Genomic DNA, 24,045 nt, shown 5'->3' on the forward strand with positions numbered 1-24,045 from the left:
CGCTCCCGCGCACCCAGCCGTCCGCCGGGTGCGGGGTGGCCGCCTGGAGCGTCCTCGTACGGGAATCGCGCCGCCCTTCTCCGGACCATCCCGAAAGACCATGGGCGGTGCGCAGCACCGAGAACCCCCTCACGGCCGCCCGCGACCTCGGCATCCTCGCCCACGTCGACGCGGGCAGGACCACCGTCACCGAGCGGATCCTGTACGCCACCGGCGCCACCCACCAGCGGGGCGAGGCGCACGACGGCACCACCAGTTGCCCATCGGGGCGGTGGCCGAGCTGCATCCCGCCGCGCCGGCGGAGTTCCGCGTCCGGGACACGCTGAGCGCGTCCACCCTCACGGCCGCGCTGCGCGAGCCGACCCGTACCGGCGGCGGAGCCGTCGTGCTGTGCGGCTCCGCCTACCGTAACCGGGGGATCGAGCCCCTGCTTAACGCCGTCGCCGCGTGCCTGCCGTACGGGGCACGGACGACGGCGCGGAGCGGGCGCGGGCGACCGACCCGCAGGCGCCGCTCGACCGCGCGTCCGCGCCGGACGTACGGCGTCCACGTCCGCGCCGGACGTACGGCGTCCACGTCCGCGCCGGACGTACGGCGTCCATGTCCGCGCCGTCGAGGCCGGATGCCGTGACGCCCTCGCCCAACGGCCGCTGGGCGGACTCCCGGTGACCGGGCTGCGGGTCACGCCGACCGACAGCGCCATGCGTGTGAAGGACTCGTCGGAGGCGTCCTTCCGCACGGCGGGGCGGAGGGGCAGGAAGGGATGGGAGGGACGGAAGGGCGCGCCGCCAGGGCCGCAGGCCCGCCCGCACCCCCCCGCTTCAGGAAGTGAACACCGGCCCCGCCCGGCCTCTTCTCCCCACTTTGCGCGGGGAGTTGACCGCACCCCCGCCGCGCGGCACGCACCCGCCCCCCGAGGGGCCGCCGATATCCAACCGTTGTACTGACCCCGTAGGCACTCGCGCCGCAGGTCAGCCGGGTGCGCCGGGCCCCTGTCCCCGGGCCCGCCGGTCCGCACCGGCCCCGCGTGCCGATTCGCTGCTGCCGGATCCCTTGACGAACCTTTCCGGGAGGGTTTAACTCACGTCCTAAATTAAGCCCTGAGGTAGTCGTTCGGAAGTCGAACGGAGGACGCCCTCGGGCCTCGACTCCCGGAAAGGGACACCCAGGAGCCATGCGCAGCATCCGAGCCGCGGCCGTAGGCGCCGTCACCCTGTCTCTCGCCCTTGCCGCCTCGGCCTGCGGAGGCGGTTCGTCGACGGGCGGCGGGTCCAACGACTCGCCCAAGACGCTGACGTACTGGGCCTCCAACCAGGGCGCCAGCATCGAGGTCGACAAGAAGGTCCTCCAGCCCGAACTCGACAAGTTCGAGAAGCAGACGGGCATCAAGGTGAAGCTGGAGGTCGTGCCCTGGTCGGACCTGCTGAACCGGATCCTGACCGCGACCACCTCCGGGCAGGGACCCGACGTCCTCAACATCGGCAACACCTGGAGCGCCTCCCTCCAGGCGACCGGCGCGCTGCTGCCGTGGGACGCCAAGAACTTCGCCAAGATCGGCGGCAAGGACCGCTTCGTCGACTCCGCGCTCGGCTCGACCGGCGTCCAGGGCAAGGATCCGGCGGCCGTGCCGCTGTACTCGCTGGCCTACGCCCTCTACTACAACAAGCAGATCTTCGCCGACGCCGGTATCGCCAAGCCGCCCGCCACCTGGGACGAGCTGGTCGCCGACGGACAGAAGATCCAGGCCAAGGGCAAGCAGGTGCTCGGCGCCGAGGGCTCCAACGTGTCGGAGAACATCCATCACGTCTTCGTCTTCGCCAAGCAGCACGGCGCCGACTTCTTCACCGCCGACGGCAAGCCCGACTTCACCGGTGACGGGGTCGTCGCGGCCGTCAAGCAGTACGTCGACCTGATGGCGAAGGACAAGGCCATCCCGCCGGGCGACGCCGAGTACGCGCAGAACCAGTCGGTCAGCGACTTCGCCAAGGGCCGGACCGCCATGCTGCTGTGGCAGACGGCCTCCGCCAACCTCAAGTCCCAGGGGATGAGCGAGGACGCCTACGGCGTCGCGCCCGTGCCCGTGCGGTCCGGCACCCCGGGCACCGGCACCCAGGTCAACTCGATGGTCGCCGGTATCAACGTCGCCGTCTTCAAGAACACCCACAACCTCGACGGCGCCGCGCAGTTCGTGAAGTTCCTGACCGGCGACGAGGAGCAGAAGATCCTCAACAAGGCGTACAGCTCCATCCCGCCGGTCAAGTCGGCCCAGTCGGACCCGGCGTTCGGCACCACGGCCAACGCGGTGCTCAAGAACACCCTCGCCACCAGCGCCGCCGCCCTGCCCCAGGTGGCCGCCGAGTCCCAGTTCGAGACGACGGTCGGCACGGCTGTCAAGGAGCTGTTCGCCGACGCGGCGGCCGGCCGCGCGGTGACCACCGACTCGGTCAAGGCCAAGCTCCAGAAGGCCCAGCAGCAGATGCCGGCGAAGTGAGCACGATGACCACGACCACCGTCTCCGGCGACCCGGGCGCGCCCACCGCCGCGCCCGGGAAGTCCCCCGGCGCGGCGGCGCCCGGCCCGCGCCGCCGCGCCGGGTGGATCCGCCGGGTCACCCTGCCCTATCTGCTCCTGCTGCCCGCGCTCGTCCTCGAACTCCTGGTCCACCTGGTGCCGATGGTGATCGGCATCGTCATGAGCTTCAAACAGCTCACCCAGTTCTACATCCGCGACTGGGGCACCGCCCCCTGGTCCGGCTTCGACAACTACAAGGTGTCGGTGGACTTCGACGCCCCCATCGGCGAGGCGCTGCTGCACTCCTTCGCCGTCACCGTCGGCTTCACCCTGCTGTCGGTCGGCCTGTGCTGGCTGATCGGCACCGCCGCCGCGATCTGCATGCAGGACACCTTCCGCGGCCGCGGCCTGCTGCGCGCGCTGTTCCTGGTGCCGTACGCGCTGCCGGTCTACGCGGCCGTCATCACCTGGGTGTTCATGTTCCAGCACGACAACGGCCTGGTGAACCACGTCCTGCACGACCAGCTGCACCTGACCGACAAGCCGTCCTTCTGGCTCATCGGCGACAACAGCTTCGTCGCCCTGCTGGTCGTGTCGGTGTGGAAGGGCTGGCCGTTCGCCTTCCTCATCGTCATGGCCGGACTCCAGAACATCCCCAGGGAGCTGTACGAGGCGGCGGCGCTGGACGGCGCGGGCCAGTGGCAGCAACTGCGCCGGATCACCCTGCCCTCGCTGCGCCCGGTCAACCAGGTCCTGGTCCTGGTGCTGTTCCTGTGGACGTTCAACGACTTCAACACGCCGTACGTGCTGTTCGGGCGGGCCGCCCCGGAGGCCGCCGACCTCATCTCGGTCCACATCTACCAGGCGTCCTTCGTCAGCTGGGACTTCGGCACCGGCTCGGCCATGTCCGTATTGCTGCTGCTCTTCCTGCTGGTCGTCACCGGCACCTATCTGGCGATCACCTCACGCACCTCACGCGGACGGAAGGCGGCCGATGTCTGACATCCCCCGGTCCCCGATGGCGCCGCCCCGCTCCTTCACCTGGTCGCGGCGCGTCTTCCTGACCCTGCTGACCGGCTTCGTCCTGGTGCCGGTCTACGTGATGGTCTCCAGCTCGCTCAAACCGCTCGCGGACGTCACCGGGAAGTTCCGCTGGCTGCCCAGCGGGCTGACCTTCCGCCCGTACATCGACATCTGGTCGACCGTGCCGCTCGCGAAGTACTTCGTGAACTCGCTGGTGGTGGCCGGCGCGGCGACGGTCTGCTCGGTGGTGATCGCGGTCTTCGCCGCGTACGCCGTCAGCCGCTACGCCTTCCACGGCAAGCGCGTCTTCACGGTCACCGTGCTGTCCACGCAGATGTTCCCGGGCATCCTCTTCCTGCTGCCGCTGTTCCTCCTGTACGTCAACATCGGCAACGCCACCGGCATCGCCCTGTTCGGCTCGCGCGGCGGCCTGATCCTCACCTATCTCACCTTCTCGCTGCCGTTCTCGATCTGGATGCTCATCGGGTACTTCGACTCGGTGCCGCGCGACCTGGACGAGGCGGCCCTGGTGGACGGCTGCGGCCCGCTCGGCGCGCTCTTCCGCGTGGTCGTCCCGGCCGCGATCCCCGGCATCGTCGCCGTCGCCGTCTACGCCTTCATGACGGCCTGGGGCGAGGTGCTGTTCGCCTCCGTCATGACCAACGACACCACCCGCACGCTCGCCGTGGGCCTCCAGGGCTACTCCACGCAGAACAACGTCTACTGGAACCAGATCATGGCCGCCTCGCTCGTCGTGAGCGTCCCGGTGGTCGCCGGATTCCTGCTCCTCCAGCGCTATCTCGTCGCCGGACTGACGGCGGGAGCCGTCAAGTGACCGGCCACCGTCCTACCGAAAGGGCTTCCGTGTCCGACGCCATCGACCTCGCCGCGCTCCCGCACGACTTCCTGTGGGGCACGGCCACCTCGGCCTACCAGATCGAGGGCGCCGTCGCCGAGGACGGCCGCTCGCCGTCCATCTGGGACACCTTCTCGCACACCCCCGGGAAGGTCGACAACGACGACCACGGCGATGTCGCCTGCGACCACTACCACCGCTGGCGCGAGGACATCGACCTGATGCGCCGGCTGGGCACGAACGCCTACCGGCTCTCCGTCGCCTGGCCGCGCGTCGTGCCCGGCGGCGACGGCCCGGTCAACGCCAAGGGGCTCGCCTTCTACGACGAGCTGGTCGACGCCCTGCTGGAGGCGGGCATCACGCCCTCCGTCACCCTCTACCACTGGGACCTGCCGCAGGTGCTCCAGGACCGCGGCGGCTGGCCCGAGCGCGCCACCGCCGAGCACTTCGCGGCGTACGCGGGGGTGGTCGCCGACCGTCTCGGCGACCGCGTCACGCACTGGACCACGCTGAACGAGCCCTCCTGCTCCGCCTGGATCGGTCATCTGGAGGGCAGGATGGCGCCCGGTCTGACCGATCTGACGGCGGCCGTCCGCGCCTCCTACCACCTGCTCCTCGGGCACGGCCTGGCCGCGCAGGCGGTCCGCGCCGCCGCACCGGACGCCCGGATCGGCATCGTCAACAACCTCTCCACCGTCTTCCCCGCCAGCGATCGGCCCGAGGACCTGGCCGCCGCCCGCCGCCACGACGGGCACGTCAACCGCTGGTGGCTCGACCCGGTGCACGGCCGCGGCTTCCCCGCCGACATGCGCGAGGTCTACGGCGTCGAGCTGCCCGAGCGCCCCGGCGACGCGGAGACCATCGCCGCCCCGCTGGACTGGGTCGGGCTGAACTACTACTTCCCGGCGACCGTCGCCGACGACCCGGACGGGCCGGTGCCGTACGCCCGCGCCGTGCGCCTGCCCGACGTGCCGCGCACCGGCATGGACTGGGAGATCGACGCGAGCGGCATCGAGACGCTGCTGCTGCGCCTCACCGACGAGTACGGCGCCCGCAAGATCCATGTCACCGAGAACGGCTCGTCGTTCCCGGACACGGTCGGCCCGGACGGCACCGTCGACGACACCGGACGCCAGGACTACCTGGTGCGGCATCTGGCCGCCTGCGCCGCCGCCGCCCGCAAGGGCGCCCCGCTGGCGGGCTACTTCGCCTGGTCGCTGCTGGACAACTTCGAGTGGGCGTACGGCTACGACAAGCGCTTCGGCCTCGTCCACGTCGACTACCGGACCCAGGTCCGCACGGTCAAGGGCAGCGGCCACCGGTACGCGGAGATCGTCCGGGCGCACCGGGAAGGGGGCGGGGGCCGCAGGGCGGCGTAGCGGCGCACCGGTGTGACGGGGAGGGGCCGGGACGCACCGGTGGACGCGGCGCGGGGGGCCGTGTCCGCCGGGGTGTGCGCCGCGGTCCGCCGGGGCGCTCAGCGGTCCTTGCGGGCCACCGCCCCGTAGATGCCGATCGGCGGGGCGCCGGGCTCCGGTGCCTCGTCGGGGCGCCAGTCCGTGACCTTGACCAGGCCCGGTTCGACCAGGGTGAAGTCGCCGAAGAAGTCCAGCACGCGGGCGTGCGGGCGCAGGTTCAGGGAGGCGGTGGCGCGCCGGTAGACGGCCGCCGCGTCCTCCCGCCGGTCCTCGTGGATGTCGCCGGTGGCGTGCGAGAGGACCAGGTAGGAGCCGACGGGCAGCGCGTCGCGCAGGGTGGCGAGGACGGCGTCGGGGTCGTCGGCGTCCGCGAGGAAGTGCACGACGGCCACCAGCAGCAGCGCCACCGGTGCGCCGAAGTCGATGACCCGGCGCACCTCGGGGTGGTCCAGCAGGGCCTGCGGCTCGCGCAGGTCGGCCAGGACCACCGAGGTGCCGGTGCCGTCCAGCAGGGCCATCGAGTGGGTGCTGACGATCGGGTCGTTGTCGACGTACGCGATCCGTGTGCCCGGGGCGATGCCGTGCGCGATCTGGTGCACATTGGGCTCGGTGGGCAGGCCGGTGCCCACGTCGAGGATCTGCCGCACCCCGCCCTCGGCGACGACGTACCGGACGGCGCGGTGCATGAAGTGCCGGTTGGCGAGGACCCCGGCCCGCACCTCGGGGGCCGCCTTCATGAACTGCTCGGCGGCCTCCTGGTCGACCGGGTAGTTGTCCTTCCCGCCGAGGAAGTAGTCGTACATCCGTGCGGGATGCGGCTTGCTGGTGTCTATCTCGTACGCGGGGGCGCCGCCGCCGCTGCTCGGGGAGGTCATCGCTGCCTGGCTCCGTCCTGGACTCGCGTCCCGCCACCACCGCACCGTGGTGAGTGACTGTCAGAACATCATCTTGGCACGCCGTGGCCGGTGTCCGTGCCTGTCCGCCCCTGCCCCCCTGCGTTCCGCTCGTCCCTTAATGCATATGATGTGCAGGTGCGTGACTACCTCATCCGGCCCGCGACCCCCGACGACGTCGAGGGCGCCCGAGCGGTGATGCTCGACACCGTGTACCGCGACTTCGGCACCGGCTACGTGCCCCGCTGGCACGGCGACATCATCGACCCGGCCGCCGCCTATCTCGCGCCCGCCCGGCACACCCTGCTGGTGGCGGTCGACGAAGCCGGCGGCGAGGTCGTCGCCACCGCCGCGCTCGACGCGCGCGGCCCCGCGCACCCGCCCAACCCGCGCCACCTCGCCGAACGCTATCCCTCCGGCGAGACCGCGCAGCTGCGCCGCGTCTACGTCCGCCCCGGACATCGCAGGCGCGGCCTGGCCCGGCGGCTCGTCGGGGAACTGCTCGCCTTCGCCGCGGCGGACGGCGGCTACCGCTCCGTCTACCTGCACACCGACCCCGCCGTGCCCGGCGCCGAGCCGTTCTGGCGTTCGCTCGGCAAGGCCGTGCACGACGAGCGCCAGGACCCGGGCGGCGGCCAGGGCATCGTGCACTTCGAGGTCCCGCTGGTGTGACGCCCGCGGCCGGGCGGCCTCGCGGTCGGGCAGCCGTGGGCCGCGAGGCCGGGAGCGGGGGATTGATGGAAACCATTTTCATGTAGCCTGTCGGCTCAGCGCCCAGACAAGATCCAGAACGAGGACCATGCCCCACCGTCGCTCCCGGCTGCTCGCCGCCCTCCTGCTGGCCCCGCTCCTGTCCGCCTGCTTCGCCTCCGGCGGCGGCGAAGCACAGGGCGGGTCCGCCGACACCGCGGCCGGGTCCCGCCTGCGGGTCGCCCTCGCCTTCCCGCCCGCCGAGAACCTCTCGCCCTACGGCGCGGACGCCACCATCCTCAGCAGGCTCGGTGTCACCGAGGGCCTGACTTCGCTCGACGCCAACGGCGCCGCCGCCCCCGCGCTCGCCCAGTCCTGGCGCCGCCAGGACGAGCACACCTGGCTGTTCACCCTGCGCGAGGCCACCTTCCAGGACGGGACCGACGTCACCGCCGCCGCCGTCGCCGCCTCCCTGACCCACGCCACCCGGGCCAAGCCCGCCCCCGCCGCCCTGTCCGGCGTCACCGTCGGCGTCAAGGCGGAGGGCGCCCGCACCCTGCGCGTCAGCACCGGCTCCTCCGACCCAGTGCTGCCGCTGCGGCTGTCCAGCCCGAGCCTCGCCGTGCTCTCCGCCAAGGCGTACGCCGCCAAGGGCGGCCGGGTGAACCCGGTCGGCACCGGCACCGGGCCCTTCACGCTGGCCGAGGTCGAGGGCAGCACCTCCGCCCGGCTCGACCGGTTCGACGACTACTGGGGCGGCCGCGCCCAGTCCGCCGGGATCGACGCCCGCTTCATCGCCGACGGCACCGCGCGCGCCAACGCGCTGCGCACCGGCCAGGTCGACATCGCCGAGGCCGTCCCCGTCGCCCAGGCCGCCACCCTGGAGGCGGCCACCCGCCGCGAGACCGCAACCACCCGCACCACGAGCCTGCTCCTCAACAGCGCCGCCGGACCCTTCAAGGACCCGAAGCTGCGCGCCGCCGCCCGCGCCGCCGTGGACCCCGCCGCCCTGGCGCACGGCGTCTACGAGAACCACGCCGACGCCGGTGCCGGGATCTACGGCCCCGCCGTCACCTGGGCCGCGGGCAAGCGCACACCGCCGGTGGGCAGGGCGACGGCCGGCGCGCCGCACGGCGCCTCCGTCACCCTCGCCACCTACGACAACCGCCCCGAGCTGCCCGAGGCCGCCCAGGTGCTCAAGCAGCAGCTGGAGAAGGCCGGGTTCAAGGTCGAACTGGTCGTACGGGAGTACTCGCGGCTGGAGACCGACGCGCTCGCGGGCAGGTTCGACGGCGTCGTCCTCGCCCGCAACACCCTCGTCGACACCGGGGACCCCGTCGCCGTGCTCGCCAGCGACTACACCTGCAAGGGCGGCTACAACCTGGCGCGGCTGTGCGACCGGGCCGTGGACCGGGCCGTGGCCGACGCCGAAGCCGTCGCCGACGACGGCAAGCGCCAGGACGCCGCGATGGCCGCCGAGGCGCGCATCCTCGGGACCGACGCCGTGGTCCCGCTGGTCCACCAGCGCGTCATCACCGGCGTCGGCACCTCGGTCAAGGGCGTCCTCCTCGACCCGTACGAGCGCGTCCTCGTCGGCACCGGCACCCGCCGCTGAACCATGGCAGCGACGATCACCCCGGACGGCCGCGCGGGCAGCCCTCCGCAGGACCGCCCCGCCCGGCGCCCGGGGGAGCGCGCGGCGGACCGGCCGCGCGGGCGCCGGGGCGGACGCGGGGCCGCCGCGGGCGCCGTGCTGTGGCGGTTCGCCGTCGCCGCCGCCCTGCTGTGCGGCATCGGCCTGCTGCCCTGGCTCACCCGCACCGACCCGGCGCTCACCGTGCTCAAGGCCCGCTCGGCGGACCGCGACCCCACCCCCGAGGTGCTGGCCGACATCCGGGCCGGGCTCGGCCTGGACGACGGCCCGCTGCGGCTGCTCGCCCACTGGCTCGGCGGGCTGCCGCGCGGGGACGCCGGACGGTCCTGGCTGTCCGGACAGGCGGTCACGCCCGCCGTGCTCCAGGCCCTCGGCGCCTCCCTGCTGCTGATGGCGGTGGCGCTCGCCGTCGCCGCCGCCACCGCCGCGCTGGTGTGCGCCCCCGTCCTGCGCCGGGGCGCCCGCGGCCGCCCGGCGGGCCGGACCGGCGGCACCGCCGCCGCGATGCTCGCCGCGCTGCCCGAGTTCCTCACCGCCTCCGTGCTCGCCACCGTCGTCGGCGTCCAGCTCGGCTGGCTGCCCGCGCTCGGCTGGTACGGGCCCCGCTGGACCGTGCTGCCCGCGCTCGCCCTCGGCCTGCCCGCCGGGGCCGTGCTAGGACGGCTGCTGGCCGACCTGCTGCCCGGCGCGTTCGCCGAACCCTGGGCGCGGGCCGCCGCCGCCCGCGGGGTCCCCGGCCACCGGATCGCCCGGCACGCCGTGCACCGCTGCCTGCCCGCGCTGCTGCCCAACCTCGGGCTGTTCGCCGTCGGCCTGACCGGCGGCGCCGTCGCCGTCGAGCAGATCTTCGACATCCCCGGACTCGGCCGCACCACGCTCCAGGCGGCCCTCGCCCAGGACCTGCCCGTGCTCCAGGCGGGCACCCTCGTCCTCGTCCTGCTCGGAGCCGCCGCCTCGCTGGCCGCCCGCCTCGCCGCCCGCCCGCTCACCGGCCCCGCCCTGCGCGACGGCGCCCTGCCCACCCTGCACCCGCCCCGGCCGCCCGCCCGCCGGGCCCTGCCGCTCCTGCACGGCGCGCTGCTCCTCGCCGTCGTCCTCGCCGGGCTGCCCCGCGACCCGCTCGCCCTCGACACCACCGCCCGGCTGCGCGCCCCCTCGCCGGGACACCCCTTCGGCACCGACGCGCTCGGCCGCGACCTGCTCGCCCGCGTCGCGCACGGCGCCCTGCACACCGTGCTCCTCGCCCTCGCGATCAGCGCGGTCTGCCTGCTCGCCGGGGTGCTGCTCGGCCTGCTGCCCCGGCTGTCCGGACCGCTCGTCGACACCGTCAACGCCGTACCGCCCGTCCTCGCCGCGCTGCTCACCACCGCCGTTTGGGGCAGCGGACCGGCCACCCCCGCGCTCGCCGTGACCGCCGTCGCCTGGGCACCGCTGGCCGCCCACACCTCCGCGCTGCTGCGCCAGGAACGCGCCGCCCTGCACCTCGCCGCGCCCCGGGGCCTCGGCGCGAGCCGCCGCCATCTGCTGTGCCGCCACCTCCTGCCCGCCGTACTGCCCTCCGTCACCCGGCACGCCCTGCTCCGGCTGCCCGGCGTCGCCCTCGCCCTCGCCGCGCTGGGCTTCCTCGGCCTCGGCGCCCAGCCGCCGTCCCCCGAATGGGGCCTGCTGCTCGCCGAGAACCAGCCCTACGCCGAACGCGCCCCCTGGGCCGTCCTCGCCCCCGCCGCCGTCCTCGCCCTGCTGGGCGCCCTCGCGGTGACGGCGGCCGGGGGGATCGGGGGCGCACCCGGCATCGGCGCCGGACGGCTGCGGACGCGCTTCTCGCGGTCACCGGTTCCGGCGGACGCGGTGGATACGGCGGCCACGGCGGCCGCAGTGGCTACGGGGGCGGCGCGCCGGTGACCGCGCAGCCGCCCACCACGACGACCGCGTCCCCCGCAGCGCAACGGGCTCCGCTGCCGCCGCTGCTGCGCCTGCTGATCTGGACGCAGCTCGCCTTCAACATCGGCTTCTTCGCCGTGCTGCCCTTTCTCGCCGAACACCTGGGGCAGGGCGTCGGCATGGCGGGCTGGCTGGTCGGCCTGGTGCTGGGGCTGCGGACCTTCAGCCAGCAGGGGCTGTTCGTCGTCGGCGGCATCCTCACGGACCGCTTCGGCGTCCGGCCCGTCGTCCTCGGCGGCTGTGTGCTGCGCATCGCCGGATTCGCCTGGCTCGCCTACGCGCGGGGCACCTGGCCGGTCATCGGCGCGGTCCTGCTCATCGGCTTCGCCGCCGCGCTGTTCTCGCCCGCCGTCGAGTCGGAGGTCGTACGGCAGGCCGTGGCCCTGGAGGCGGCGGGCGGCGGTCCCCGCACCCGGGTCCTGGCGCTGTTCGCGGCGTCCGGGCAGGCCGGGGCGTTCGCCGGACCGCTGCTGGGCGCGCTGCTGCTCGCGGTGGACTTCCGCACCGCCTGCCTGGCCGGTGCGGGCGTCTTCGTCCTCGTCCTCGCCGGGCACGCCCGGCTGCTGCCCCAGCACCTCCCCGGCCGCACCCGCACCCGGGCGCGCGGCGGCCTCACCGTCCTGCTGCGCAACCGCCGCTTCCTGGCCCTGTGCTGTGCGTACGGCACCTGCCTGCTCGCCTACAACCAGCTCTATCTGGCGCTGCCCGCCGAGGTGCGGCGGGTGACCGGCTCCCAGACGGCCCTGGCCTGGCTGTTCGCGCTGTCCTCCCTGCTCGCGGTGACCGTGCAGCTGCCCCTCACCCGCTGGACGGGGGAACGGCTCGGCCCGCGCCGCACCATGGCGGCGGGGCTGCTGCTGACCGGCGCCGCCTTCGCGCTGGTCGCGGTGGGGCGCCCGGCCGCCGCCACGGGCAGCGGCCCGGCCGGACTGCTGCCCGCCGCCGGTTTCGTCGTCCTGCTCACCCTGGGCCAGCTGACCGTGGCGCCCGTCGCCCGCGCCTGGGTGCCCGACCTGGCCGAAGAGGGCCGGCTCGGCCTCTACACCGGCGCCCTGTCCTCGGTCTCCGGCCTGATCGTGCTCCTCGGCAGCGCGACGAGCGGTCGCCTGCTCGACTCCGCCCTCCCACCCGCCGTGCCCTGGCTGGTGCTGGCCGCCCTGCCCGTCGCGGCGATCGGCCTTCTGCCCCGGCGGGACTGAGCGCCACGGGGGCGGGCGCGATGCGGCGCCGCCTCCGGTGCCCTGCACGTTGCCGGATGCCGTCCCGCCCGCCGGTCCGGGATCCCGGGACTCTTGCCTTTTGCCTGCCGCTGAGCGTCGGCCCGACGGCCGGGCGGCCGGGGGTGTGGAACCGGCACCCGGGGCGGTGCGCGGTGCGTACGAGGCCGGTGATCAGAGCCGGGGGAGGCGATGACCGTCCCCGGGCGGCCCTCTGCCCGCGGGCCCGGCTACCGCGCCGCCTTCGGCAGAGGGGGCCGCTACGGTGAGGCTGGGTGCCGCCGTGGCGTACCCCCGGCCGCCGACCGCCGGTCCGGTGCTCCGAACGCGGCTGTGGGTCGGCTCCCCGGGGCCGACCCACCGGACACCGTGGGGCGCCGCCGCCCGCCGGTCCGGTGGCCCGGACACCGTCCCGCCGCCGATGCGGCCCGGCCGTCCCCCCCCGAGACCCCTCCCGTGCCGCCGCCCCGGCCTCCTCCTCCCGGACACCGCCGCGCGCGCCGCCACACGGCTCCCGGTCACCCCGCACCCCCGACGCGGTGACCAGCGGCCCCGGCCCCAACCCCCGCAGCCCGCTGCGGCTCAGGCGGCCCGTGTCCCCGCCCCCACCCCTTCCTCGTCCTCTGCCCGGCCCGTGGCCTCGCCGTCCGCGGCCCGGTTGTGGACGCGTCCCGGCAGGACGCGGGCCGTCAGCGCGCCCGCCGCGGCCACCGACGCCAGGACGGCGAGGGGCAGCCCCGGGCCGCCGTCGGAGCCGCGCAGGGCGGTCGCGGCGGCCACGCCGAGGGCGGGGCCGATGTTCATGGCGGTCTGCTGGAGACCGCCCGCCACCCCGGCCGAGGCCACGGCCGACTCCCGTACGACGACATGGGTCGCCGCGACCAGCACCGTGCCGAACCCGGCCCCGAGCACTGCGAAGCCCCCGCACAGCGCGACCGTGCCCGGGGCGCGGGCGAGCAGCAGGACGCCCAGCGCGAGCGCGGCCATGGCCGCCATGGTCGTCCGGCGCGCGCCCAGCCGGCGCAGCAGCACCGGGGCGAGCGGCGCCGCGAGCACCATCAGCACCGCCAGCGGCAGGCTGCGCAGAGCGCTCTGCAACGGGTCGAGCCCCAGGGTGTCCTGGAGGACGTACGTGAGGACGAACAGGGTGCCGGACAAGGTCGCCGAGGCCGCCACCAGCACGGCGACCGCCGAGCCGACGACGGCCGAGCCGATGACGTCCGGCGGGAGCAGCGGATCGGCGGCGCGGCGCTCGTGCCGTACGAGGAGGACCGCGGCGGCGGCGCCCACGAGCACGACGGGGACCGTGTCCGCGCCCGCTCCGCCGGGCTCCGCCACCGCGGCCAGGGCGCGCACGGCGCAGCCCAGGGCGAGGGCGAGCAGCAGCGCGCCGGGCAGGTCGAGCCGGACGGCCGGTGCCCGGCGGGCGGCCGGGTCCGGCCCCTTGCCGGGCAGGGCGAGCGCGAGCAGGGCGAAGACCGGCGCCGGGACGACGTTCAGGAGGAACACCACCCGCCAGCCCGGCCCGGCCACCAGCGCCCCGCCCAGCACCGGTCCGGCCGCGGCCGCCACGCCGATGGCGCTGGTGCGTACCGCGAGCGGCATCCCGAGCCGGTCGGGCGGGAAGGCCGACCGGAGCATGCCCAGCGTGGCCGGTTGCAGCATGGCCCCGCACACGCCCTGGGCGACCCGCAGGGCGATCACCCAGCCGATGCCGGGTGCGACGGCGATGCCCGCCGAGGTGGCGCCGAAGCCGAGCATCCCGGCGGCGAACATCCGCCGGTGGCCGAGCGGCGCCGACCGGCGGGTCGGTCCGCGCGGCAGGTCGCCGAGCCGCCCGGCGAACACCAGTAGGCTCGCCACCGCCACGAGATACCCGGTGCTGGTCCACTGGACCTGCGCGTACGAGGCGTCCAGGTCACGGCGCAGCGCGGGCTGCGCGACGGTGAGGACGGTGCCGTCCAGCGCGACGACGACCGCCCCGGCCACACTGCTCACCAGGGTCAGCGCCTGGACGCGGTTCATCCGTGCAGCTCCGGGCCGAGGTGCGCGTCGAGCGCCGTGCGCAGCAGCGGGGCGATGTCGTCGGTGCCGGTGGCGAGCTGGAGGCTGCCCCAGCGCCATAGCTGGGCGATGCCGTGCAGGGCGGCCCACAGGGACGCGGCGACGGTCCGGGCGTCGGCGTCGGGACGGACCCGGCCGACCAGGTCCACCAGGGTGGCGAAGAGCGGCAGGCTGGTGTCCCGCAGCCCGAGGTGGCCGCTCTCCAGCAGATCGTGGCGGAACATCAGGTCGTACATGCCGCGGTGGCCCAGGGCGAAGTCCAGATAGACCCGGCCCAGCGCCGTGAGCTGGTCACGGGGGTGCGCCGTGGGGCCGGCGGTCGCCGTCCGCGCCCGCGCGGCCAGCTCCTCGAAGCCGCGGCGCGCGATGGCGGACAACAGCTCCAGATGGGTGGGGAAGTGGCGGCGCGGCGCGCCGTGCGAGACGCCCGCGCGGCGCGCGATCTCCCGCAGGGTGAGCGCCTGCGCGCCCTGTTCGGCGACCAGGTCCACCCCGACGTCCACCAGGCGTTCGCGCAGGCCGCCGGGGCTCTTCTCCGACTCGTGCTCATGCATGGACACTGTCTACCAGGCGTGAGTAGACAGTGTCTACTCACGCTCCGGGTCTTCTCCCCGCCGGGAATGCGCCGCGTGGTCGCGGCAGTTGACCGGGGTATGACTCAGGACACACACAGCGCGGCGCCCGGTCCCGCACCGGACGCGCTGCTCGCCCTCCTCGCCGATGTCCACGGCGGCGTGCTGGTCACCCTCAAGCGCGACGGCCGCCCCCAGCTGTCGAACGTCAGCCACGCCTACGACCCCGGTGAGCGCGTCCTGCGCGTCTCGGTCACCGACGACCGGGCCAAGACCCGCAATCTGCGCCGGGACCCGCGTGCCTCCTACCACGTGACCGCCCCGGACCGCCGCGCCTACACGGTCGCCGAGGGCACCGCCGACCTGTCGCCGGTCGCCGCGGACCCCTACGACGCGACCGTCGAGGAACTGGTCCGCCTCTACCGCGACGTCGTGGGCGAACACCCCGACTGGGACGACTTCCGCGCCACCATGGTCCGCGACCGCCGTCTCGTGCTGCGCCTGCGGGTGGAGCGGGCGTACGGCATCCCGAAATCCGGCTAGGGTCCGTCGCCCCTCGCCCCTCGCCCCTCGCCCCTCGCCCGTCGCGGGTCAGGCCCCCGTGCGCGCCTCCAGTGCCCGCAGCACGGCCACCATGTCCTCGCCGCCGTGCCCGAGCGCGACCGTCTCCTCGAACAGGGCGTGGCAGGCGTCGAGCAGCGGGGAGGCGATGCCCGCCTCCCGCGCGGCCCCGGCGATCAGCCGGTTGTTCTTGAGCACGTCCAGGGCCGCCGCCTGCACCGCGAAGTCCCCGTCCAGCAGCTTGGGCGCCTTCATCAGCGAGACGGGGCTGGCCATCGGGCCCGCGCCCAGCACCTCCAGGAACAGCCGCCGGTCGAGCCCCTGCCGCCCGGCGAAGTGGAACGCCTCGGTGAGCCCGGTGACCTGGGTGATCAGGAACAGGTTCACCGACAGCTTCATGAGCAGCGCGCCGGGGACCGGCCCGCACGCGAAGGTCCGGCGGCTCAGCGGGGCGAGCAGCGGGCCCACGGACCGTACCGCCTCCTCGTCCCCGGCGGTCATGGCCACCAGCTCGCCCCGCTCGGCCGGGACCCGGGAGCCGGAGACCGGCGCCTCGACGTAGCGCCCGCCCGCCGCGCGGACGTCGGCCTCCAGGCCGTGCGAGTACGCGGGCGACGTCGTGCCCATGTGCACGAGCGTCCGGCCGCCCACCCGGGCGGCGAAGTCCGGGGTGCCCCGGCCCAGGGTCTCGTCCATGGCGCGCTCGTCGGCCAGCATCAGGACCACCGTGTCCGTACGGGCGAACACCTCCGCCGGGTCCGCCGCCACCCGGGCTCCGGCGGCGCGCAGCGGCTCCGCGCGGGCCGCCGTGCGGTTCCACACGGTCAACGGGATGCCGGAGCGGACGAGCCGCAGCGCCATGGGCCTGCCCATGACTCCGAGACCGAGGAAGCCGACGTTCATGGGGTGCCGCCCTGGGGTCGGGGCCGATGCTATGACGGCTGTCATAGTAGCGAGCCTTATGACGCGAGTCATAGAGTCTCGGGATGAGCAATCCAGCAGAGCGGCCGGCCGGGACCGGGACGGGATCCCGGTACGGGCCGCGCGAACGGATGGTCTTCAGCGCGGCCCAGCTCATCCGGCGCGACGGCATCGCCGCGACCGGCATGCGGGACGTGGCCGCCCACGCCGGGGCACCCCGCGGCTCGCTCCAGCACTACTTCCCGGGCGGCAAGGAGCAACTGGTCGACGAGGCGGTGGCCTGGGCCGGGCAGTACGCCGGACGGCGCGTCGCCCGCTTCCTGGCGGGTCTGGCCGAGCCCGCGCCGAGCGCGCTGTTCGCCGCGATGGTGGGCCAGTGGACGGACGAGTACGAGGCGACCGGCGAACTGCGCGGCTGCCCGGTCGCCGCCGCCACCGTCGAGTGCGCCCAGGGCGGCACCGTACGGCGGACGGTCGCCGCGGCGTTCGCCACCTGGTGCGAGCCGCTGGCCGCCGCCCTCACGGAGCTGGGCGTGCCGTCCGGGCGGGCACCGGCCCTGGCCACGCTGATGATCAGCTCGCTGGAAGGGGCGATCGTCATGGCCCGCGCCGAGGGCGGCGTGGCCCCGCTGACGACCGTGGCCCGCGAACTGGGCCCGTTCCTGGACGCGGCCGTGGCACCGGACCACCGCCCGCCCGCCACCTGAGGACACGTCCGGCGCACGCGCAGGGGCCCCGGCTCGGTGCCGGGGCCCCTGCGAGGACGGGCAGCGTGTCCGCCGCTACGCCGCCCTGGTGTTCCACTCCGCGACGACCGGCCGGTCGTGCTCGGTCGAGAGCCGGCTCACCGTGCCCGTCGCGAGCTGGAACAGGCGGCCCTCGGCGGGCGGCAGGCCCAGCCTGCGGGCCGTCAGCACCCGCAGGAAGTGGCCGTGCGCGACCAGGACCACGTCGCCGCCGTCCCGGGCGAGCGCCGGGGCGACCCGCTCCAGCACCCGGTCGGCGCGCCGGCCGACCTCCTCCGGTGACTCACCGGGGGAGGCGCCGGGCGGCACCCCGTCGGTCCACAGGTCCCAGTGCGGCCGGGAGCGGTGTATCTCGGCGGTGGTGACGCCCTCGTAGCCGCCGTAGTCCCATTCATGCAGATCGGGATCCGCCTCGGCGCCGGTCAGACCCGCGAGTTCGGCGGTGCGCACGGCCCGGCCGAGCGGGCTGGTGAGCACCTGTGCGTAGGTCCGGCCGGTCAGGAGCGGAGCGAGCAGCTTGGCCTGCTCCTCGCCGCGCTGGGTGAGGGGCAGATCGGTACGGCTGGTGTGCTGTCCCGACAGGCTCCACTCCGTCTCGCCGTGGCGGACCAGGAGAAGGTCCCCCACGGCGCGTCAGCCCTTCTTCGACTCGACGGCGTGGCCGCCGAACTGGTTGCGCAGCGCCGCGACCATCTTCATCTGCGGCGAGTCGTCCTGGCGGGAGGCGAACCGGGCGAACAGCGAGGCCGTGATCGCGGGCAGCGGCACGGCGTTGTCGATGGCCGCCTCCACGGTCCAGCGGCCCTCGCCGGAGTCCTCCGCGTAGCCGCGCAGCTTCTCCAGGTGCTCGTCGTCGTCCAGCGCGTTGACGGCGAGGTCGAGCAGCCAGGAGCGGATGACGGTGCCCTCCTGCCAGGACCGGAAGACCTCGCGGACGTTGTCCACGGAGTCGACCTTCTCCAGCAGCTCCCAGCCCTCGGCGTACGCCTGCATCATCGCGTACTCGATGCCGTTGTGGACCATCTTCGCGAAGTGGCCCGCGCCCACCTTGCCCGCGTGGACATAGCCGTAGGGGCCCTCGGGCTTGAGGGCGTCGAAGACCGGCTTGAGCCGGTCGACGTGCTCCTTGTCGCCGCCGACCATGAGCGCGTAGCCGTTCTTCAGGCCCCACACCCCGCCCGAGACGCCCGCGTCGACGAAGCCGATGCCGCGCGCGTGCAGCTGCTTGGCGTGCTTCTCGTCGTCCGTCCAGCGGGAGTTGCCGCCGTCGATCACCAGGTCACCGGGCTTGAGGAGGGTGGCGAGCTGGTCGATGACGTGCTGGGTGGCGCCGCCGGCCGGGACCATCACCCAGACCGCGCGCGGGCCGTCGAGCCGGTCGACCAGGTCGACCAGGCTGGGCACGTCGGAGACCTCGGGGTTGCGGTCGTAGCCGACGACCGTGAGGCCGGCGTTGCGGAGGCGTTCCCGCATGTTGCCGCCCATCTTGCCGAGGCCCACGAGACCGATCTGCGTCGATGCCATGTCAGTTCACTTTCTTGAGTTCGCGGTAGGCGGCCACGAGGGCGGCGGTGGACGGGTCGAGACCGGGCACCTCGGCGCCCTCGGTCAGCGCGGGCTCGACCCGCTTGGCCAGCACCTTGCCGAGTTCGACGCCCCACTGGTCGAAGGAGTCGATGTTCCACACGGCGCCCTGTACGAACACCTTGTGCTCGTAGAGGGCGATCAGCTGCCCGAGGACCGACGGGGTCAGCTCGCCCGCCAGGATCGTGGTGGTGGGGTGGTTGCCGTGGAAGGTGCGCGGGGCGACCTGCTCCTCGGGCACCCCCTCGGCGCGCACCTCGTCGGCGGTCTTGCCGAAGGCCAGCGCCTGGCCCTGCGCGAACAGGTTGGCCATCAGCAGGTCGTGCTGGGCCTTCAGCTCGTCGCTCAGCTCCGCGACCGGGTTGGCGAAGCCGATGAAGTCGGCCGGGATCAGCTCGGTGCCCTGGTGGATGAGCTGGTAGTAGGCGTGCTGGCCGTTGGTGCCGGGCGTGCCCCAGACCACCGGACCGGTCTGCCACTCCACCGGCTCGCCGTCGCGCTGCACCGACTTGCCGTTGGACTCCATGTCGAGCTGCTGGAGGTAGGCGGTGAACTTCGACAGATAGTGCGAGTACGGCAGCACCGCGTGCGTCTGCGCGCCGAAGAAGTTGCCGTACCAGATGCCCAGCAGGCCCAGGATGAGCGGCGCGTTGGCCTCGGCGGGCGCGTTGCGGAAGTGCTCGTCGACGATGCGGAAGCCGTCCAGCATCTCGCGGAAGCGGTCCGGGCCGATCGCGATCATCAGCGAGAGGCCGATCGCCGAGTCGTACGAGTACCGGCCGCCGACCCAGTCCCAGAACGCGAACATGTTGTCGACGTCGATACCGAACCCGGTGACCTTCTCCGTGTTCGTCGACAGCGCCACGAAGTGCTTGGCGACCGCCTTCGGGTCCCCGTCCAGCCCCTTGAGCAGCCAGTCCCGGGCCGAGGTGGCGTTGGTGATCGTCTCGATCGTGGTGAAGGCCTTGGAGGCGACGATGAACAGCGTCTCGGCCGGGTCCAGGTCGCGGGTCGCCTCGTGCAGGTCGGCGCCGTCGACGTTGGAGACGAACCGGACCGTCAGAGCGCGGTCGGTGTAGGCGCGCAGCACCTCGTACGCCATCGCCGGGCCGAGGTCGGAGCCGCCGATGCCGATGTTGACCACATTGCGGATCCGCTTGCCGGTGTGCCCGGTCCACTCGCCGGAGCGGATCCGCTCGGCGAAGCCGGCCATCTTGTCGAGGACCGCGTGCACCTGGGGCACCACGTTCTCGCCGTCGACCTCGATCACCGCGTCCCGGGGCGCGCGCAGCGCGGTGTGCAGCACGGCCCGCCCCTCGGTGACGTTGATCTTCTCCCCGGCGAACATGGCGTCGCGCAGAGGGGCCACGCCGGTCGCCTCGGCCAGCTCCCGCAGCAGCTGGAGCGTCTCGTCGGTGACCAGGTGCTTGGAGTAGTCGATGCGCAGATCACCGACGCGCACCGTGTAGCGCTCGGCGCGCGCGGGGTCCTCGGCGAACAGCTCCCGCAGATGGGACGTCCACCGGGCGCGGTGGTCCTCCAGCGCGGTCCACTGCGGACGCCGGGTGAGCTTGGTGGTGTCGGACATGTCAGACGGTCTCCTTGATCCCGTCGCCCCGCAGGGCCACGGCGTACATCTCGTCGGCGTCGAGGCGGCGCAGCTCCTCGGCGATGAGTTCGGAGGTGGGACGGACCTTGAGGGCGAGGGTGCGGGACGGCTGGCCGGGCAGGCTCAGCGTGGCCAGCGGGCCCTCGGGCCGGTCGATGACGATCTCGCCGTCGGCGGTGCCCAGGCGGACGGCCGTCACGAACGGTCCCTCGCTGCCCACCCGGTCGACCGGGACGCCCAGCCGGGCCTCCAGCCAGCGGGCCAGCAGCTCCGCGCTCGGGTTGTCGGCCTCCGCCTCCACGGCCGCCGAGGTCACCCGCACCCGGGCCTGGTCCAGGGCCGCCGCGAGCATCGAGCGCCACAGGGTGAGCCGGGTCCAGGCCAGGTCGGTGTCGCCGGGCGCGTAGTGGCGGGCCCGGGTCTGAAGGACCTCCAGCGGGTTCTCGAAGGCGTACAGATCGGTGATGCGGCGCTGGGCCAGCGCGCCCAGCGGGTCGGCCGCGACGTTGCCGGGCGCCTCCACCGGCCACCAGACGACGACCGGCGCGTCCGGCAGCAGCAGCGGCAGCACCACCGAGTCGGCGTGGTCGGAGACGTCGCCGTAGGTGCGCAGCACCACCGTCTCGCCGGTACCGGCCTCCGAGCCGAGGCGGATCTCCGCGTCCAGCCGGGAGTGGGTGCGGTCGCGCAGGGTGCGCGCGTGCCGCTTGATCACGACCAGGGTGCGCGAGGGGTGCTCGCGCGAGGCGTCCTCGGCCGCCTTGATCGAGTCGTAGGCGTTCTCCTCGTCGGCGACGATCACCATCGTCAGGACCATGCCCACGGCGGGCGTGCCGATGGCGCGGCGGCCTTCCACCAGCGCCTTGTTGATCTTGCTTGCCGTGGTGTCGGTCAGGTCGATCTTCATGGCCTGCGCCAGCTCCGTCCGTCTCGTGCGAGCATCTCGTCGGCTTCCCGCGGTCCCCAGGTGCCCGAGGGGTACTGGGCGGGCCTGCCGTGCTCGTCCCAGTAGCCCTCGATCGGGTCGAGGATCTTCCAGGACTCTTCCACTTCCTGGTGACGGGGGAACAGGTTCGCGTCACCGAGCAGCACGTCCAGGATGAGGCGTTCGTACGCCTCCGGGCTGGACTCCGTGAAGGACTCGCCGTAGGCGAAGTCCATCGTCACGTCCCGGATCTCCATCGAGGTGCCCGGCACCTTCGAACCGAACCGGACCGTCATGCCCTCGTCCGGCTGCACGCGGATCACGATGGCGTTCTCGCCCAGCTCCTCGGTGGCCGTGGTGTCGAAGGGGGAGTGCGGGGCCCGCTTGAAGACCACCGCGATCTCGGTGACCCGGCGGCCCAGCCGCTTGCCGGTGCGCAGATAGAAGGGGACGCCCGCCCAGCGGCGGTTGTCGATCTCCAGCTTGACCGCCGCGTAGGTGTCGGTCTTCGACTTCGGGTCGATGCCCTCCTCCTGGAGGTAGCCGGGCACCTTCTCGCCGCCCTGCCAGCCCTCGGCGTACTGGGCGCGCACGGTGTGCTCGCCCAGCTCCTCGGGCAGCCGCACCGACTTGAGCACCTTCAGCTTCTCGGTGAGCAGCGCCTCCGCGTCGAAGGCGATCGGCTCCTCCATCGCGGTGAGCGCCATCAGCTGGAGCAGGTGGTTCTGGATGACGTCGCGGGCGGCGCCGATGCCGTCGTAGTAGCCGGCCCGGCCGCCGATGCCGATGTCCTCGGCCATGGTGATCTGCACATGGTCGACATAGGAGCGGTTCCAGATCGGCTCGTACATCTGGTTGGCGAAGCGCAGCGCCAGGATGTTCTGGACGGTCTCCTTGCCCAGATAGTGGTCGATGCGGAACACCTGGTCCGGGTCGAACACCTCGTGCACGATCCGGTTCAGCTCGCGGGCGCTGGCCAGGTCGTGGCCGAACGGCTTCTCGATGACCGCGCGCCGCCAGGAGCCCTCGGGGCCCTCCGCCAGACCGTGCTTCTTCAGCTGCTGCACGACCTTGGGGAAGAACTTCGGCGGCACCGAGAGGTAGAAGGCGAAGTTGCCGCCGGTGCCCCGCGAGGAGTCCAGCTCCTGCACCGCGTCGCGCAGCTGCTTGAACGCGGTGTCGTCGTCGAAGTCACCGGGGACGAAGCGCATGCCCTCGGCGAGCTGCTGCCACACCTCCTCGCGGAACGGGGTGCGCGCGTGCTCCTTGACGGCGTCGTGCACGACCTGCGCGAAGTCCTGGTCCTCCCAGTCCCGGCGGGCGAAGCCGACCAGCGAGAAGCCCGGCGGCAGCAGACCGCGGTTGGCCAGGTCGTAGACGGCCGGCATGAGCTTCTTGCGGGACAGGTCGCCGGTGACACCGAAGATGACGAGCCCGGAGGGGCCCGCGATCCTGGGCAGCCGGCGGTCGCGGGGGTCGCGCAGCGGATTCACCCAGTCGGCGGCCGGGACGACCGGGACGCGCACGTCCGCCCCCTCGCGCGCCTCGGCGGAGCCCGTGGCCCCGGACGCCTGCGCCTGCTGCATGGCCTTGGGGTCCGGTTCCTGGTCCTCGGGCCGTACGGCGGCGGCGGGCGGCGGACTCGCCGCCCCGGCCTCCGCAGCCGCCGGCTCGGCGGGCTTCTTGCTCATTCCGCGTCAACTCCCTTGCTGTTCAAGGACTTCGTGACCGCGTCCAGCAGGTCCTGCCAGGCCGTCTCGAACTTGGCGACGCCCTCGTCCTCCAACTGCTGGACGACCTCGTCGTAGGAGATGCCCAGCCGCCCGACGGCCGCCAGGTCCGCGCGGGCCTGCTCGTAGCCGCCGGTCACCGTGTCACCGGTGATCGCGCCGTGGTCGGCGGTGGCGTTCAGCGTGCCCTCCGGCATGGTGTTCACCGTGCCGGGTGCGACCAGCTCGTCCACGTACAGGGTGTCCTTGTACGCCGGATCCTTCACCCCGGTCGACGCCCACAGGGGACGCTGGGCGTGCGCGCCCGCGCCCACCAGCGCGGCGAACCGCTCGCCAGGCCGGGTCGTACCGTCCGCGGAACCGAACACCTGCTCGTACTCCGCATAGGCCAGCCGGGCGTTCGCCAGGGCCGCCCGGCCCTTGAGCGCCAGGGCCTCGCCGGTGCCCAGCGCCGTCAGCCGCTTGTCGATCTCGGAGTCGACCCGGGAGACGAAGAAGGAGGCCACGGAGCGGATCGACGCCAGGTCGTGCCCGGCGGCGCGCGCCTTCTCCAGACCGGCGAGGTAGGCGTCCATCACCTCGCGGTAGCGCTCCAGGGAGAAGATCAGCGTCACATTGACACTGATACCCGCTCCGACGACCTCCGTGATGGCCGGCAGGCCCGCACGGGTGGCGGGGATCTTGATCATGACGTTGGGCCGGTCCACCAGCCAGGCCAGCTGCCGGGCCTCGGCGACGGTTGCCGTGGTGTCGTGGGCGAGGCGCGGGTCCACCTCGATGGAGACCCGCCCGTCCTGCCCGCCGGTCGCGTCGTACACCCCGCGCAGCACGTCGGCCGCGTCCCGTACATCGGCGGTGGTCATCATGCGCACGGCCTCGTCGACCGTGACGCCGCGCACCGCCAGGTCGGCGAGCTGCTCCTCGTAGCCCGCGCCGGAACCGATGGCGGCCTGGAAGATCGACGGGTTCGTGGTGACGCCCACGACATGCCGTCCGGCCACCAGCTCGGCCAGGTTGCCCGAGGTGATCCGGCGGCGCGACAGGTCGTCCAGCCAGATCGACACGCCCTGGTCGGACAGGCGCCCCAGCGCTTCCGAGGCCGCGGTTTGTTCGGTCACAGTGATCATCTT

General features: G+C 73.7%; 22 protein-coding genes and 1 pseudogene. 13 read left to right on the forward strand and 10 right to left on the reverse strand.

Features of this window, described 5'->3' with window-relative positions; genetic code table 11:
- The first annotated feature begins 107 nt into the window (after positions 1-107).
- The 7 genes and pseudogenes from B086_RS46330 (at position 108) to B086_RS0138655 (ending at position 5,769) form a co-directional block, all read left to right on the forward strand.
- Positions 108-326 carry a GTP-binding protein gene (locus tag B086_RS46330; RefSeq protein ID WP_018571804.1) on the forward strand — a complete coding sequence of 73 codons (219 nt, stop codon included), beginning with the start codon at positions 108-110 and terminating at the stop codon, positions 324-326.
- Positions 327-447: 121 nt separating this feature from the next.
- Complete coding sequence (locus tag B086_RS46335) at positions 448-669, forward strand: hypothetical protein (protein ID WP_420712621.1); 222 nt, start codon at positions 448-450, stop codon at positions 667-669.
- A pseudogene (locus B086_RS46340) lies at positions 600-755 on the forward strand (hypothetical protein); the annotation flags it as partial. The gene B086_RS46335 and the pseudogene B086_RS46340, both read left to right, overlap by 70 nt.
- A gap of 419 nt (positions 756-1,174) precedes the next feature.
- Positions 1,175-2,491 (forward strand): ABC transporter substrate-binding protein, encoded by a 1,317-nt coding sequence (locus tag B086_RS0138640; RefSeq protein ID WP_018571805.1) that lies wholly within the window; start codon positions 1,175-1,177, stop codon positions 2,489-2,491.
- Positions 2,492-2,496: 5 nt separating this feature from the next.
- Positions 2,497-3,513 carry a carbohydrate ABC transporter permease gene (locus B086_RS0138645; RefSeq protein ID WP_018571806.1) on the forward strand — a complete coding sequence of 339 codons (1,017 nt, stop codon included), beginning with the start codon at positions 2,497-2,499 and terminating at the stop codon, positions 3,511-3,513.
- Between the two features lie 16 nt (positions 3,514-3,529).
- Positions 3,530-4,369: a carbohydrate ABC transporter permease gene (locus tag B086_RS0138650; RefSeq protein WP_018571807.1), complete on the forward strand. Its 840-nt coding sequence runs from the start codon at positions 3,530-3,532 to the stop codon at positions 4,367-4,369.
- 29 nt (positions 4,370-4,398) lie between these two features.
- Positions 4,399-5,769, forward strand: coding sequence for a GH1 family beta-glucosidase (locus B086_RS0138655; protein ID WP_018571808.1), 1,371 nt, complete (start codon positions 4,399-4,401; stop codon positions 5,767-5,769).
- Positions 5,770-5,867: 98 nt separating this feature from the next.
- On the opposite strand, the gene B086_RS0138660 is transcribed toward B086_RS0138655, so the two are convergent.
- A complete protein-coding gene (locus B086_RS0138660; protein WP_018571809.1) occupies positions 5,868-6,683 on the reverse strand; it encodes an SAM-dependent methyltransferase in 816 nt (271 codons plus the stop codon).
- 156 nt (positions 6,684-6,839) lie between these two features.
- On the opposite strand from B086_RS0138660, the gene B086_RS0138665 reads away from it, so the two are divergent.
- The 4 genes from B086_RS0138665 to B086_RS0138680 all read left to right on the forward strand — a co-directional run bounded on the left by B086_RS0138665 (position 6,840) and on the right by B086_RS0138680 (position 12,185).
- A complete protein-coding gene (locus B086_RS0138665; protein ID WP_018571810.1) occupies positions 6,840-7,373 on the forward strand; it encodes a GNAT family N-acetyltransferase in 534 nt (177 codons plus the stop codon).
- A 127-nt stretch (positions 7,374-7,500) separates the two neighbouring features.
- A complete protein-coding gene (locus B086_RS0138670; protein ID WP_018571811.1) occupies positions 7,501-9,006 on the forward strand; it encodes an ABC transporter substrate-binding protein in 1,506 nt (501 codons plus the stop codon).
- 3 nt (positions 9,007-9,009) lie between these two features.
- Positions 9,010-10,947 (forward strand): ABC transporter permease subunit, encoded by a 1,938-nt coding sequence (locus tag B086_RS0138675; RefSeq protein WP_018571812.1) that lies wholly within the window; start codon positions 9,010-9,012, stop codon positions 10,945-10,947.
- Positions 10,944-12,185 (forward strand): MFS transporter, encoded by a 1,242-nt coding sequence (locus B086_RS0138680; RefSeq protein ID WP_018571813.1) that lies wholly within the window; start codon positions 10,944-10,946, stop codon positions 12,183-12,185. The genes B086_RS0138675 and B086_RS0138680 overlap by 4 nt, the downstream gene beginning before the upstream one ends.
- A gap of 600 nt (positions 12,186-12,785) precedes the next feature.
- On the opposite strand, the gene B086_RS0138685 is transcribed toward B086_RS0138680, so the two are convergent.
- Entirely contained in the window at positions 12,786-14,228 is a 1,443-nt protein-coding gene (locus tag B086_RS0138685; RefSeq protein WP_018571814.1) for an MFS transporter, read from the reverse strand.
- Entirely contained in the window at positions 14,225-14,821 is a 597-nt protein-coding gene (locus B086_RS0138690) for a TetR/AcrR family transcriptional regulator (protein WP_018571815.1), read from the reverse strand. Before B086_RS0138690 ends, B086_RS0138685 begins: the two co-directional genes overlap by 4 nt.
- A gap of 99 nt (positions 14,822-14,920) precedes the next feature.
- Here B086_RS0138690 and B086_RS0138695 point away from each other — a divergent pair, with 99 nt between their 5' ends.
- Positions 14,921-15,382, forward strand: a complete 462-nt coding sequence (locus tag B086_RS0138695) for a TIGR03618 family F420-dependent PPOX class oxidoreductase (RefSeq protein WP_018571816.1) — start codon at positions 14,921-14,923, stop codon at positions 15,380-15,382.
- A gap of 48 nt (positions 15,383-15,430) precedes the next feature.
- Here the strand turns inward: B086_RS0138695 and B086_RS0138700 are convergent, their stop codons facing one another.
- Complete coding sequence (locus B086_RS0138700) at positions 15,431-16,303, reverse strand: NAD(P)-dependent oxidoreductase (RefSeq protein WP_018571817.1); 873 nt, start codon at positions 16,301-16,303, stop codon at positions 15,431-15,433.
- Positions 16,304-16,386: 83 nt separating this feature from the next.
- Here B086_RS0138700 and B086_RS0138705 point away from each other — a divergent pair, with 83 nt between their 5' ends.
- Positions 16,387-17,028, forward strand: coding sequence for a TetR/AcrR family transcriptional regulator (locus B086_RS0138705; protein WP_234029441.1), 642 nt, complete (start codon positions 16,387-16,389; stop codon positions 17,026-17,028).
- A 75-nt stretch (positions 17,029-17,103) separates the two neighbouring features.
- Here the strand turns inward: B086_RS0138705 and B086_RS0138710 are convergent, their stop codons facing one another.
- The 6 genes from B086_RS0138710 to tal form a co-directional block, all read right to left on the reverse strand.
- Positions 17,104-17,694, reverse strand: a complete 591-nt coding sequence (locus B086_RS0138710) for a histidine phosphatase family protein (protein WP_018571819.1) — start codon at positions 17,692-17,694, stop codon at positions 17,104-17,106.
- 6 nt (positions 17,695-17,700) lie between these two features.
- On the reverse strand, positions 17,701-18,591 hold the full coding sequence (gene gnd / locus B086_RS0138715) for a phosphogluconate dehydrogenase (NAD(+)-dependent, decarboxylating) (RefSeq protein WP_018571820.1): 891 nt from the start codon (positions 18,589-18,591) through the stop codon (positions 17,701-17,703).
- A 1-nt stretch (position 18,592) separates the two neighbouring features.
- Positions 18,593-20,239, reverse strand: a complete 1,647-nt coding sequence (gene pgi / locus B086_RS0138720) for a glucose-6-phosphate isomerase (RefSeq protein WP_018571821.1) — start codon at positions 20,237-20,239, stop codon at positions 18,593-18,595.
- A 1-nt stretch (position 20,240) separates the two neighbouring features.
- Entirely contained in the window at positions 20,241-21,167 is a 927-nt protein-coding gene (opcA, locus tag B086_RS0138725) for a glucose-6-phosphate dehydrogenase assembly protein OpcA (RefSeq protein ID WP_018571822.1), read from the reverse strand.
- Positions 21,164-22,771 (reverse strand): glucose-6-phosphate dehydrogenase, encoded by a 1,608-nt coding sequence (gene zwf, locus B086_RS0138730; protein ID WP_051116006.1) that lies wholly within the window; start codon positions 22,769-22,771, stop codon positions 21,164-21,166. The genes opcA and zwf overlap by 4 nt, the downstream gene beginning before the upstream one ends.
- Positions 22,772-22,872: 101 nt before the next feature.
- Positions 22,873-24,042 carry a transaldolase gene (tal, locus tag B086_RS0138735; RefSeq protein ID WP_018571824.1) on the reverse strand — a complete coding sequence of 390 codons (1,170 nt, stop codon included), beginning with the start codon at positions 24,040-24,042 and terminating at the stop codon, positions 22,873-22,875.
- Positions 24,043-24,045 lie beyond the last annotated feature (3 nt).

This window comes from Streptomyces sp. PsTaAH-124 (genome assembly GCF_000373685.1).
In the GTDB taxonomy this organism is placed as follows: Bacteria; Actinomycetota; Actinomycetes; order Streptomycetales; family Streptomycetaceae; genus Streptomyces; species Streptomyces andamanensis.

Bases quoted from the DNA above. Each gene is read 5' to 3' on its own strand.
- B086_RS0138705 (WP_234029441.1), top strand. From the start codon at position 16,387: ATGAGCAATCCAGCAGAGCGGCCGGCCGGGACCGGGACGGGATCCCGG.
- B086_RS0138670 (WP_018571811.1), top strand. From the start codon at position 7,501: ATGCCCCACCGTCGCTCCCGGCTGCTCGCCGCCCTCCTGCTGGCCCCG.
- zwf (WP_051116006.1), bottom strand. From the start codon at position 22,771: ATGCAGCAGGCGCAGGCGTCCGGGGCCACGGGCTCCGCCGAGGCGCGC.
- B086_RS0138695 (WP_018571816.1), top strand. From the start codon at position 14,921: ATGACTCAGGACACACACAGCGCGGCGCCCGGTCCCGCACCGGACGCG.
- gnd (WP_018571820.1), bottom strand. From the start codon at position 18,591: ATGGCATCGACGCAGATCGGTCTCGTGGGCCTCGGCAAGATGGGCGGC.
- pgi (WP_018571821.1), bottom strand. From the start codon at position 20,239: ATGTCCGACACCACCAAGCTCACCCGGCGTCCGCAGTGGACCGCGCTG.
- B086_RS0138690 (WP_018571815.1), bottom strand. From the start codon at position 14,821: ATGCATGAGCACGAGTCGGAGAAGAGCCCCGGCGGCCTGCGCGAACGC.
- B086_RS0138660 (WP_018571809.1), bottom strand. From the start codon at position 6,683: ATGACCTCCCCGAGCAGCGGCGGCGGCGCCCCCGCGTACGAGATAGAC.
- opcA (WP_018571822.1), bottom strand. From the start codon at position 21,167: ATGAAGATCGACCTGACCGACACCACGGCAAGCAAGATCAACAAGGCG.
- tal (WP_018571824.1), bottom strand. From the start codon at position 24,042: ATGATCACTGTGACCGAACAAACCGCGGCCTCGGAAGCGCTGGGGCGC.
- B086_RS0138645 (WP_018571806.1), top strand. From the start codon at position 2,497: ATGACCACGACCACCGTCTCCGGCGACCCGGGCGCGCCCACCGCCGCG.
- B086_RS0138650 (WP_018571807.1), top strand. From the start codon at position 3,530: ATGGCGCCGCCCCGCTCCTTCACCTGGTCGCGGCGCGTCTTCCTGACC.
- B086_RS0138685 (WP_018571814.1), bottom strand. From the start codon at position 14,228: ATGAACCGCGTCCAGGCGCTGACCCTGGTGAGCAGTGTGGCCGGGGCG.
- B086_RS0138640 (WP_018571805.1), top strand. From the start codon at position 1,175: ATGCGCAGCATCCGAGCCGCGGCCGTAGGCGCCGTCACCCTGTCTCTC.
- B086_RS0138700 (WP_018571817.1), bottom strand. From the start codon at position 16,303: ATGAACGTCGGCTTCCTCGGTCTCGGAGTCATGGGCAGGCCCATGGCG.
- B086_RS0138675 (WP_018571812.1), top strand. From the start codon at position 9,010: ATGGCAGCGACGATCACCCCGGACGGCCGCGCGGGCAGCCCTCCGCAG.